The following is an 11,395-nucleotide window of genomic DNA, read 5'->3' as shown; positions in this document are numbered from 1 at the left end:
ACCGCTGCACCACCGCTCGATTACTGTGGGGCCTCGCCGGCACTGGGGATCGCCCGGCACACAGGGGCGCGATGTCAGCGAGTCGGACCGGGCTGCTCGGCCGGGACGAGACGTTGACGGTTGTCGACGGCTTCCTCGACCGCCTGTGCGGAGAGCTGGCGGACGATACGTCAGGCCCCGAGACCGGGGCGGCCGAGTGCACCCTGTTGCTGTCGGGTGAGCCGGGCATCGGCAAGACGGCGGTCCTGGAGGCGGCGGCCAGGCGGATCAACGAGCAAGGTGGGCAAGCCCGTTGGCTGGTGGGCCGCCCCGAGGAGACCGCTCTCGCGTTCAGCGGTCTCGATGCGCTCCTGCAGCCCTGGCGCCGGACCTCCGCCGACCTCGACACCGAGGACCGGGCGCTCCTCGACACCGCCCTGCGCGGAGCCGGAACGGCCGCCGGAGGGACGCTCGCCCTGGCCGGGGCCCTGCTGCGCGTGCTGTCCCAGTGGGCCGGCGCCGGGCCGGTCCTGGTGATCGTCGACGACCTCCACTGGGTCGACCGCTCCACCCAGGACCTGCTGATCCTGTGCGCGCGACGCCTCCAGGGCGAACCCGTCGGCTTCCTGCTGGCCTCCCGCCCCGCCGGACTGCCACCCGGCTGGACGCGCCAGAGCACGGTCCACCGGCTGACGGACCTCGACGATCTCCAGGCCGCACGCCTGCTCGACTCCCTTGCGGTACCGCCGCAGGGCCGGACCCGCCGACAGGTGCTGCGGCAGGCAGGCGGCAACCCGCTCGCCCTGGTCGAGCTCGCCCGGGCGGCCGCCATCCGATCCCCGCGCGAGCAGCCGGTGGGCTTGGAACTCCCGCTCACCGAACGACTGGAGCAGCTCTTCGCCGCAGACCTGGCGGCCCTGCCGGAGCAGGCCCTCCGCCTGCTCCTGCCGGCCGCGGTCGCTGACCTGCCCGACCTGGCCGCCCTTGCGGGCGTCCTCGGTGACGGCCCGCTGCCCGACCTCCGGGACGCCGGTCAGGTCTAGTCCACGGCCGAGCAGGCCGGATTCGTTTGGACAGCAGCTGGACCCTGGCGCTCCACTGGCCGAGGCGGCAAGTCCGGAAGCCGTCGCGGTCCTGACCTCGCTCCGCCGCCGGGATCTTCGACTGGCTCTGTCGGAACGGGAGATCGACCAACTCGCACCGGCCGTCCATGAATGGCTCGACCGAGGGGCCGATCCGTGCGAGATCGCCAGCACCCTGTCAGCTGGACTCCCCGCCCGGATCGACCACCGCCCGGCCAGACTGCTGGCCTACCGCCTACGCGCGCTACGCCCGCCCGCTGCACCCGATCGAAGCGAGGAGCCGTACCTCCGCGTGCTGCCGTTCCAGACCTGCGACGGCTGCGAGCGAGCCTTCTGCGCCCCGGAGCCGCGCCTCTGCCGCGACCGCCAGAAAAACAACGGGTTGCGCGCGACGGCCTGACCGTCGCGCGCAACCCGCCTACTCCACGAGGGGCAGCTGGTACTACAGCCGGAGATCATGAGGGCTGGTGATCGGTGGGATCGGTTGGTGGCGAGCCCACGGTCGTAGTTGGGGTGGGAGCGGATCGCCGCGGCGGCGGTAGTGGCTGACGGTGGCTCGGGTCTGGTGCAGGCGTCGCCAGAGGTCGCTGCGCCGGTTGAACATGTGCCCCATCGACGCCGTGACCTGAGCCAACGCCTCATCCCACCCGGCTATCTGCTCAGCCGTCACACCATGCATCATTCCGGGTAAACGAGGGTCAAGAAGCACAGCCACAAGATCTCCGGCTGTAGTACATGACGGTTCACCATCGCCGCGTGCGACTTCACAGCGGGAGTCGGACACCCTGTCCCGGCATTTCGCGTGACGTTCGGCCAGGGCAAGAGCCGGACGGCAGTTGAGCCCAAGTCACGATGCCTGTCAGTCGTACACGTTAGTCTTCCCCTCGTCGTCATTGCGGCCCGACGGGCTTCCGCCTCAGGACATGCCCCCACCCGCACGATTCATTTCGTGCTGCCTGGGGGCATGTCTTGCTGTTCCGTGGTTCCGCCAAAGCTGTCGCCGCCGAGCGGATGGCTGGCTCCCTCTTCATGCGCCTCAGCGAGAACTTCGCGCACCAGCACGGCTACCGTCCCAGCGCCTCCGAGGCGTTGTCGTGGGAGCGCAGCATCCCGATGCTCCTCGACGCGTTGCTCGATGCGGGCCTCGATGACGTCGAGGTGCTGCTGGAGTACCAGCTGCCCCTGACCAGCCGGCGAGCGGACGTCGTACTGGCAGGGGTGCACCCCCGGACCGGGGAGCCCTCGTACGTGGTCGTCGAGCTCAAGCAGTGGAGCAGTGCGGAACCCGACGACGAGTCCCCGACGCTCTGTCAGGTCGGCGACTACCCCGGCCTCAGGCTGAACCCGATCGAGCAGGTTCGCGGCTACTGCGACTACCTGGTGGGGTTCAACGGCGCGGTGGCCGATGATCCGCACCGGGTCTCGGGGGTGGTGTACCTGCACAACGCCACCGAGTCCGGTGTCCAGGGACTGCGGGAAGTCGGGCAGGACCGCCATGGCCGACTGTTCAGCCGCGAAGGCCGAGGCGCCCTGATCGACCATCTGCAGACGCTGCTCGGCAAGGCCTCGGGGGCGTCGGCCGCTGACGAGCTGTTGAACGCCAAGAAGGTGCCGTCGAAGCAGCTGATGACGGTGGCCGCCGAAGAGGTGCGCGAGCGCGAGCAGTTCGTGCTGCTGGATGCCCAGAAGCTGGCCTACGAGCTGGTGCTCCGCGCGGTCGAACGGGCTCGGCGTAACGACCACAAGGAGGTGGTCGTCGTGCTCGGTGGTCCGGGGACGGGCAAGAGCGTGATCGCGCTCTCGCTCCTCGGCGAGCTCTTCCGGCAGGGGCACTCGGCACTGCACGCGACCGGATCGCGATCCTTCACCCTGACCATGCGCAAGGTCGCGGGGGCACGGAAGCCTGCGGTGCAGAAGCTCTTCAAGTACTTCAACGACTTCATCGACATCGAGAAGAACTCCCTCGACGTGCTCATCTGCGACGAGGCGCACCGCATTCGGGAGACTTCGAGCACCCGTTGGACACCCGCCGCGCACCGCACCGGCCGGGCCCAGGTGGAGGAGCTGCTCGACGCCGCGCGTGTTCCGGTGTTCCTGCTGGACGAGAACCAGGTGGTGCGACCGGGCGAGTTCGGCACCGAGGCCCAGATCGTGGCCGCTGCCGAGGCCAAGGGGTTGAGCGTCCACGTGGTGCGGCTCGACGACCAGTTCCGCTGCGGTGGAAGCGAGGCGTACCTCACCTGGGTCAACCGCCTGCTCGGGCTGACGGAGGGTGGCCCGGCCGACTGGCAGCCGGACGGCCTGGTGGGCCTGCACGTGGTGGACTCCCCCACCGAGCTGGAGGACTTCCTGAAGCAGCGTCAGGCGGAGGAATACGGGGCCCGGATGACCGCCGGATACTGCTGGCGGTGGAGCCCCGAGCCCAAGTCCGGCGAGCCACTGGCAGTGGACGTGCGGATCGGCGGCTGGGAGCGGCCGTGGAACCTCCGGGGCGACCGCGCGCTCTCCGGCGCTCCGCCGGCGGCCCTCTGGGCCACTGATCCGGCGGGCTTCGGGCAGGTCGGCTGCGTGTACACGGCTCAGGGCTTCGAGTACGACTGGAGCGGGGTGATCCTCGGACCGGACCTGGTGTGGCGAGGTGACCACTGGGTGGTTGACCGTACGGCCTCGAAGGACCCGGTCTTCACCAAGGCGACTTCTGATGCCGAGGTCGACCGGCTGATCCGCCACACCTACAAGGTCCTGCTCACCCGGGGCATGATCGGAACAGTGATCTACTCCACCGACGCGGAGACCCGGGAACGGCTGCGCGAGCTCGTTCCGGCAGCACCGGCGGCTGCCGACCGTCTGCCGTCCGACCGCGTCGAGCAGCGGTAGGAGTAACAACAGCGACTACACAGGCTGGTACGCCGTCAGACAGGACGTGGCTCGCGGCGAACGGCTGCTGCTGGCGGCCCACAGCCGGTGGTGGCCGTACATGAAGTGGGACGCCATCCCGAACGGTCCAGTCTTGCAGCCGACCCTGCGCCTGATCACCACGGACCGGGTACGAGAGCATTACCTGACCCGGCCGATCGGCCCCGAAGCGGAGAAGAGGAACACATGACGCAGAGCGCGCTCGACCAGTTGCTCGGCCGTGCCCGTGGCCCGATGGGGCCGGCGATCGAGCTGGACTTCGGCGTCGAGGACGGGCCGCTGGTCGAACTCGGCCGGGTGATCTCCCGGACCAACGGATTCTTCCTTTTCAACGGTGGCGTCCAGGTCTTCCGGGTGGGCGAGGAGGGCCTCGGCCCCGACATGCTGTCGTGGAACACCGACGAAGTCTGGAAGGACACCTACGCCGGCCTGGCCGACGATCTGTTCTGCTTCGGACAGGACCTCTTCGGCAACCAGTTCGCCGTTGTCGGTGGCGCCGAGGTCGTCCGCTTCGATCCGGAGACCGCTGATGTGACGTCGCTCGGCACCAGCCTCGAGGACTGGGCCGCGTGGTTGCTGGAGGACCCGGACGTCAACGGGGTCAACTCCTTCGCCCACGCCTTCCAGAAGGAGAACGGCGCACTCGGCCCCGGTGAGCGTCTGATTCCCCTTCAGCTCTTCGTCATGGGTGGTGCCTACGAGTTCGACAACCTGACGGTCAAGGACTCCGCCGTCGCCATGCGCATCCGCGGGCCGATCGCCCAGAAGGTTCACACCGCACCGGACGGCGCCACAATCCACCTCGGCACAGACTGAACCCACGCCGGTCCAGTATTCTCACTGGCACAGACCGGTTCGGACCCGCTGGAAAGCAGCACGCATCGTGGCCATCGCGCACCGCCTCGTCGAGACACCCGACAACGATGCGGATACCGACAGCCCGCCCCCGCTCACCCTCCCCGAGCTCTCCGCACTCGGCACCTGCGCCGCCGTCTTCCTCCCGGCCGACCCGCCCCGGCTCGGCCGGGTGGCGTTCTGGCGGCCCGACGGGGCCGCCCCGCCCGGCCGCCAGGACGACGTCACCCAGCTCACCGTGGCCCGCCCGCACGGCGCCTCGGCACGCCGTCGCACCGTACCGGCCACCGAGCTGACCGTCGCTCAGGCGCTGCCCGCGCTCACCCGAGGGGACGGCTGTTGCCCGGTGTCAGCCCGGGCGGCATGGATGCCTGGCGGGTCGGGCCGCTGGAACCGGACGACCTCCGGCGGATCCGCGAACTCGCCGCCGCGATGCCGCCCGAGGCCCGCGCCATACCGCTCCCGGACCGTACACCGCTGCAACTCCCCGAGGCCGAACCGCTGCTGCGCGCCTTCCTGGACGCGGTCGCCGACGGGCTGCCGCGCACCCCGGCCGCGCACCTCGCGGCGGGCAGCCCGGCCTGGGCCTCCCCCGCCCCTCAGCAAGCAGGCGCGGAGCGCGGATGGGCAGCCGAGATCGCCGCCGGGCTGGACGCCGGGGTCCGGGTCTCACTGCGCCTTGAGCTGCCAAGCCAAGCGGACGATTCCGAAGAGTGGCACGACAGTTGGGAGAACGAGGACGAGCACCTGCCGTTCCGCGCCGTCGTCCAGCTGCACAGCCTCGGTGACGCCACCCTGGTCACCGACGCCGGCGACCTCTGGGCGGGCCGAGCGGCCGCCGGTGACGCCTTCGGCCCCCGTACCAAGGTCGACACGCTGCTGACGCTGCGTCGCGCCGCCCGGGTGTGGCCGCCGCTGGCCCGGTTGCTCACGGCGGCCGCTCCGGCCGAGCTGGAGCTGTCGGACGAGGAGGTGCAGGAGCTGCTCGGCGACGCCGCGGTGCGTCTCGCGGCGGCCGGGCTTCAGCTGCACTGGCCCAAGGAGCTGGCCCGCGAGCTGACCGCGCATGTGGTGGTCGAGGAGGCGGAGCGGGCCGGTTCCGATCTGCCGTCGCTGCTCTCCGCCGAGAAGCTGCTCGGTTTCCGTTGGCAACTCACCGTCGGTGGACGGGAGTTGACCCGGGCCGAGCTGGACCGCCTCGCCGAGGCGCAGCGTCCGATGGTCCGGCTGCGCGACCAGTGGGTACTGCTCGACCCCGAGACCGTACGGCGCGCCCGCGACCGTGCGCACGAGGAGAGCCTGCTCACCCCGCTGGACGCGCTCTCGGCCGCCCTCACCGGCACGGCCGAGGTGGACGGGGAGCTGGTCGAGGTCCGCTCCGCCGGGTGGCTCGCCGAGCTGCGCGACCGCCTCTCCGACCCCGAGGCGACCGCCCGCCGGGAACCCGTTCCGCAGCCCGCCGCGCTCCAAGCCACCTTGCGCGACTACCAGTTGCGCGGCCTCGGCTGGCTGCACCGGATGACCTCCCTCGGCCTCGGCGGCTGCCTGGCCGACGACATGGGTCTCGGCAAGACCATCACCCTGATCGCCCTACATCTGCACCGTCAGGCCGATCCCGCCACGGCCGGCCCCACCCTGGTGGTCTGCCCCACCTCGCTGCTCGGCAACTGGCAACGCGAGATCGAGCGTTTCGCTCCCGGCACCGCCGTGCGCCGCTTCCACGGGACCGCCCGTGAGCTGAACGGCCTGGCCGCAGGCGAGTTCGTGCTCACCACGTACGGCACCATGCGCAGGGACGCCGCCCGGCTCGAGGCGGCCGGGCCGTGGGGGCTGGTGGTCGCCGACGAGGCGCAGCACGTCAAGAACCCGTTCTCCACCACCGCCAAAGCGCTGCGCACCCTCACGGCCCGGGCCCGGGTCGCTCTCACCGGCACGCCGGTCGAGAACAACCTCTCCGAGCTGTGGGCGCTGCTCGACTGGACCACCCCCGGGCTGCTCGGCCCGCTCAAAGCCTTCCGGGACCGCTATGCCCGAGGGGTGGAGCGCGGCGACGACCCCGGGGCCGCCGAGCGCCTCGCGTCGCTGGTCCGTCCCTTCCTGCTGCGCCGACGGAAGTCGGACCCGGGCATCGCCCCGGAGCTGCCGCCCAAGACCGAGACCGACCGCGTCGTTGCGCTGACGAAGGAGCAGCTCGCGCTCTACGAGGCCGTGGTGCGGGAGACCCTGGCCGAGATCCGGGGCAGCACGGGCATCGCGCGGCGCGGACTGGTCGTCAAACTGCTCACCGGGCTCAAGCAGATCTGCAACCACCCGGCGCAGTACCTGAAGGAGGACAGCCCCGCCCGGGTCGCCGAGCGGTCGGGCAAGCTCGAGCTGCTGGACGAACTCCTCGACACCATCCTCGCCGAGGGCAACGCCACGCTGGTCTTCACCCAGTACGTCGCGATGGCCAGGATCATCGAGGGCCACCTCGCGCAGCGCGGGATCCCGGCCCTGTTCCTGCACGGCGGCACCACGGTCAAGCGGCGCGAGGAGATGGTGCGGCGCTTCCAGGACGGCGAAGTCCCGGTCTTCCTCCTGTCGTTGAAGGCCGCGGGTACCGGCCTCAACCTCACCCGGGCCGCCCATGTCATCCACTACGACCGCTGGTGGAACCCGGCCGTCGAGGACCAGGCCACCGACCGCGCGTACCGGATCGGCCAGACCCAGCCGGTCCAGGTCCACCGCATGATCGCGGAGGGCACCGTGGAGGACCGGATCGCCGAGCTGCTGAAACGGAAGAAGGATCTCGCCGAGGCCGTACTGGGCGGTGGCGAGGCCGCGTTCACCGAACTGACGGATGCGCAGCTGGCCGAGTTGGTGGAGCTGCGGACAACCGACCGGCGCGCCCACAAGGCGGCCCGGTCATGACCGCCACCCGAAAGCCCGCCGCCGGAAAGCCCACCAGCGCTCGAAAGCCGCCGAGCGCACGCAGCAGGACGTTCCCTCCGCTGCCGCCCGCCCGGGGCCGCCGCTCCTTCGCCGAGTCCTGGTGGGGCAACGCCTGGGTCGAGGCGCTGGAGGGCAAGCAGCGCTCCGGCGACGGCCGCCTCGCCCGGGGCCGCACCTACGCCCGGGCGGGCAACGTCGGCGAGATCACCGTGACCCCGGGCCGGGTGGCCGCCCGGGTCCAGGGCAGCCGCCGTACGCCGTACCGGACCTCGATGGACATCCCCGTGCTGAGCGAGCGCGACTGGGAACTGCTGCTGGACGCCGCCGCCGGGCAGGCCGGGCACATCGCGGCCCTGCTCGACCGGGACATGCCCGCCGAACTGGCCGAGGACGCCGCCCGCGCGGGGGTGCGGCTGCTCCCCCGGCAGAGCGAGCTCACCCCGTCCTGCTCCTGCCCCGACTGGGGCTACCCCTGCAAGCACGCGGCCGCCGTCTACTACCAGGTGGCCCGACTGCTCGACGAGGACCCCTTCGTCCTGTTGCTGCTCCGGGGGCGCGGCGAGCAGGAGCTGATGGACGAGCTCCAGCGACGCAACGCCGCGCAGGCCGCCCTGGAGTCCACGGGTGGCCCTGATGCACCGTCAGCCACCACCTCCGTACTCGCCAAGGACGTCTTCGCCGCCGCCAGGGCGGGGGTGCCGCCACTTCCCGGCCCACCGCCCGCAGTTGATCGCGCCGGCCCCGGCGCCGTGCTCACCGGCTCGGGCGCGCCCGGCACCGGGCCCGACCCGGCCGCTCTGGAGTTCCTCGCCGCCGACGCCGCCGCCCGCGCCGTACGACTGCTGACCGAGGCGCTCTCCCCGACCCACGCCGACACCGCACCAGCAGACCCCTTGGACATCGACCAGGACGTCATCCGCCTCGCCGCAGCCGAAACCCCACCCGCCATCGTCACGCGCCTCACGGGCACAGCCGGACTCGACCCCACGGACCTGGCCCGCTCCGTACGCGCCTGGCAGTACGGCGGCCCGGAGGGCCTGCGGGTCCTCAACCAGCCCTGGGACCCGGCCCCGTACGACCTCGCCGCCGCCCGCGACGCGGTGAAGCAGGCCTGGGAGGGCGAACGCGCGCCCGCCCTGCGGGCCACCCGCAACCGCCTCACCGCCACCGGCGGCCTCGCCCAGCTGCGCCTTGGTGCGGACCACCGCTGGCACCCCTACCGCAAGGAGTCCGGCACCTGGTGGCCCGCCGGCCCCGCCGACCTCGATCCGGCAGCAGCCTTCGCCACCGCCCTGGACCCGGAACCGTCCTCCGCGTTCAGGTAACCCGACCCGTCGCAGCGTGCCCGCGCCGGACGGCGCCCGACCGGACGGCGTCCGCCCGGTCGGCGGGGCTCAGCACCCGCCGGGTCTCGGTGAGCCGCAGCAACCGGTCCAGCTGCCGACTGACCGTCAGCACCGCGAAGGACCGCCCGAGCCCGAGGGTTTCGGCGCGGATCCGGATCAGCACGTGCAGGGCCGCGCTGTCGCAGAAGGTCACCCGGCCCAGGTCGAGCCGGAGCCCGCCGGGGCAGGCCGAGAGGGTGCTCCGCAGGGCCGCGCCCAGCGCCTGCGCGCAGTCCTGGTCGAGCTCGCCGTCGATCGCGACGGTGCCGACACCGAGAGCCGGGTCAGGCCCGGGCATCAGCCGCAGGGTGGTGGCCGGCGCGATCCGTTGGACTGCCGTCAGCGGGGCCACGGATCGCCGTGAGTCGCCCGGCCGCGGTCGATGGGATTGCTGCTCGAATGGGGACATGGCGTGCTCCCTTGCGCGAGCGGGTCGCAGTGGAACTCTGACTCGATCGTGAACCTCGCGACGATACCGGTCAAGGGATTAGCGAATAATTTTTCCGGCATTGAAACTTAGGAATCCCGTGCCCCGGTTCAAGTCACGAACCACCGCGACAGCCATCGCCGGCCGGCTCGTCCGTCAGCCGCTCGCGCAGACCGTTCAGGATGCCCGCCAGCAGGCGTGACACGTGCATCTGCGAGACCCCGATCTCTTCGGCGATCTCCGCCTGCGTGCAGCCACCCCAGAACCGCAGCGCGAGCACCGTCCGCTCACGCGTCGGCAGCGCCCTGAGCAGCGGCCGGACCGCCTCCCGGAACTCCGCCAGATCGAGCTCGCGGTCACAGGCACCCAGCCGGTCGAACAGCGCACTGCCGTACGAGTCCTCCCGGTCCGGCCGCAACGCGTCCAGCGAATTGACCCGGTAGACCCGGCCCACCCCGAGCCCGGCGGCCACTTCGGCCGGGTCGAGGTCGAGCTCCTCGGCGATCTCCTCCGGGGTCGGCAGTCGGCCGAGCCCCTGCTCCAGCCGGTCGGAGCACCGGGCCACCCGCAGGTAGAGCTCCTGGAGACTGCGCGGCACCCGCAGCGGCCAGCTGGTGTCCCGGAAGAACCGTTTGATCTCGCCGGTGATGGTCGGGATCGCATAGGTGGCGAACTCCACGCCGCGCCGGTGGTCGTAGCCGTCCACGGCCTTGATCAGGCCGACCGTGCCGACCTGGAGGATGTCGTCCAACTCGGCTGCGCCGCGCCGGAACCCGCCCGCGGCGAACCGGACCAGCGGCATGTTGAGCTCGATGATCGTGCCGCGCACGTAGCTGTAGGCGGCCGACTCGCGTTCCAGGCCCGCCAGTCGTTCGAAGAGCGCGTCGCTCAGCGCGCGGGCCTCGGTCTTGCCCATCGCCCGCATCTCCTGGCGGCTGGGCCGGTCGAACTCCTCGGTTAGCAGCGTAGTGGTGTCGGAAGCGGACACTGAGGTCATCTCCCCTGGACGTCCGGCGCCGCCGCGCCCGGCCCGGGAGAACCCGGCGACCGGCGGACGGTACCGCAGGGATCAGTTGGTGGGGGACCGTCGCGCCCGGCTGCTTCAGGCTGCGGTGCCCCGGCACGGAGACCGTGCCGTGAGGTGCCGGCGACCCGTCGGCCACCGGACCGGAGCCGGGCAGCTGCCCGAACACTCCGCTCCGGTCTCGTCCCCGGATCAGGGCCCCGTTAAACCCGTGCGTGACTCGGGCCGCACCGGGCACACGCGACTGGGGAGGCCGACTCACCGGAGGCCCGGATGGCAGAGCAACGGAAGCCGCCTGACAGCGGCCGGCACGAGACCGAGGAGGAACGGGCCGACCGCCGGTGGAGCGAGCTGCTCCAGGAGGTGCGGATCGCGCAGACCGGCGCACAGATCATGTTCGGCTTCCTGCTCACGGTGGCCTTCACCGAGCGGTTCGTCACCCTCGATGACCTCGAACGGGCCCTGTACGTCACAGTGGTGACGCTCGGTGCGTTCGCCGTCGGCACCCTGATCGCCCCGGTCTCCTACCACCGGCTGCTGGCCGGGCAGCACGTCAAACCGCGCATGGTCACGGCTGCCGCCCACCTGATCGCGCTCGGACTCGTCCTGCTCGCCGCGACGATCTCCGTGGCGCTGCTGCTGCTCCTTCGGGTCGCGGGCCTCGGCTGGGCGGCCTGGGCGATCGCCGCAGCGGTGCTGCTCTGGTTCTCGCTCTGCTGGGTGCTCCTCCCGGTCGCCGTCCTGCGCCGCTCGAAGAGGTGAGGTTTCCACCGGCCGGGGCGGGCTAGCCGCTAGG

7 protein-coding genes and 1 pseudogene are annotated in these 11,395 nt (G+C 71.5%); 6 read left to right on the top strand and 2 right to left on the bottom strand.

Annotated elements, in window-relative coordinates; genetic code table 11:
* Positions 1–71 precede the first annotated feature (71 nt).
* The 5 genes and pseudogenes from ASC99_RS25840 to ASC99_RS25815 all read left to right on the top strand — a co-directional run bounded on the left by ASC99_RS25840 (position 72) and on the right by ASC99_RS25815 (position 9,088).
* Positions 72–1,022: an AAA family ATPase gene (locus ASC99_RS25840; protein WP_057236371.1), complete on the top strand. Its 951-nt coding sequence runs from the start codon at positions 72–74 to the stop codon at positions 1,020–1,022.
* A gap of 1,008 nt (positions 1,023–2,030) precedes the next feature.
* Positions 2,031–3,938, top strand: a complete 1,908-nt coding sequence (locus tag ASC99_RS25835) for a DNA/RNA helicase domain-containing protein (RefSeq protein ID WP_057236370.1) — start codon at positions 2,031–2,033, stop codon at positions 3,936–3,938.
* Positions 3,939–4,163: 225 nt separating this feature from the next.
* Positions 4,164–4,793 carry a DUF2625 family protein gene (locus tag ASC99_RS25825; protein ID WP_057236366.1) on the top strand — a complete coding sequence of 210 codons (630 nt, stop codon included), beginning with the start codon at positions 4,164–4,166 and terminating at the stop codon, positions 4,791–4,793.
* 73 nt (positions 4,794–4,866) lie between these two features.
* A pseudogene (locus ASC99_RS25820) lies at positions 4,867–7,742 on the top strand (SNF2-related protein).
* Positions 7,739–9,088 carry an SWIM zinc finger family protein gene (locus ASC99_RS25815; protein ID WP_082598626.1) on the top strand — a complete coding sequence of 450 codons (1,350 nt, stop codon included), beginning with the start codon at positions 7,739–7,741 and terminating at the stop codon, positions 9,086–9,088. The pseudogene ASC99_RS25820 and the gene ASC99_RS25815 overlap by 4 nt, the downstream one beginning before the upstream one ends.
* Here ASC99_RS25815 and ASC99_RS25810 read toward each other — a convergent pair.
* A complete protein-coding gene (locus ASC99_RS25810) occupies positions 9,081–9,446 on the bottom strand; it encodes an STAS domain-containing protein (protein WP_162257925.1) in 366 nt (121 codons plus the stop codon). The genes ASC99_RS25815 and ASC99_RS25810 overlap by 8 nt on opposite strands.
* 244 nt (positions 9,447–9,690) lie before the next feature.
* Positions 9,691–10,563 carry a SigB/SigF/SigG family RNA polymerase sigma factor gene (locus ASC99_RS25805; RefSeq protein ID WP_057236362.1) on the bottom strand — a complete coding sequence of 291 codons (873 nt, stop codon included), beginning with the start codon at positions 10,561–10,563 and terminating at the stop codon, positions 9,691–9,693.
* 309 nt (positions 10,564–10,872) lie between these two features.
* Here ASC99_RS25805 and ASC99_RS25800 point away from each other — a divergent pair, with 309 nt between their 5' ends.
* Positions 10,873–11,361, top strand: coding sequence for a DUF6328 family protein (locus ASC99_RS25800; protein WP_057236361.1), 489 nt, complete (start codon positions 10,873–10,875; stop codon positions 11,359–11,361).
* The last annotated feature ends 34 nt before the right edge of the window (positions 11,362–11,395 follow it).

This window comes from Kitasatospora sp. Root107 (assembly GCF_001424875.1).
Lineage (GTDB): Bacteria > Actinomycetota > Actinomycetes > Streptomycetales > Streptomycetaceae > Kitasatospora.
The sequence above is the reverse complement of the archived record's forward strand: the minus strand, read 5'-3'. Positions and strand labels throughout refer to the sequence as shown.

Coding starts and splice junctions, on each gene's coding strand:
- ASC99_RS25815 (WP_082598626.1), top strand. CDS start 7,739: ATGACCGCCACCCGAAAGCCCGCCGCCGGAAAGCCCACCAGCGCTCGA.
- ASC99_RS25825 (WP_057236366.1), top strand. CDS start 4,164: ATGACGCAGAGCGCGCTCGACCAGTTGCTCGGCCGTGCCCGTGGCCCG.
- ASC99_RS25810 (WP_162257925.1), bottom strand. CDS start 9,446: ATGCCCGGGCCTGACCCGGCTCTCGGTGTCGGCACCGTCGCGATCGAC.
- ASC99_RS25840 (WP_057236371.1), top strand. CDS start 72: ATGTCAGCGAGTCGGACCGGGCTGCTCGGCCGGGACGAGACGTTGACG.
- ASC99_RS25800 (WP_057236361.1), top strand. CDS start 10,873: ATGGCAGAGCAACGGAAGCCGCCTGACAGCGGCCGGCACGAGACCGAG.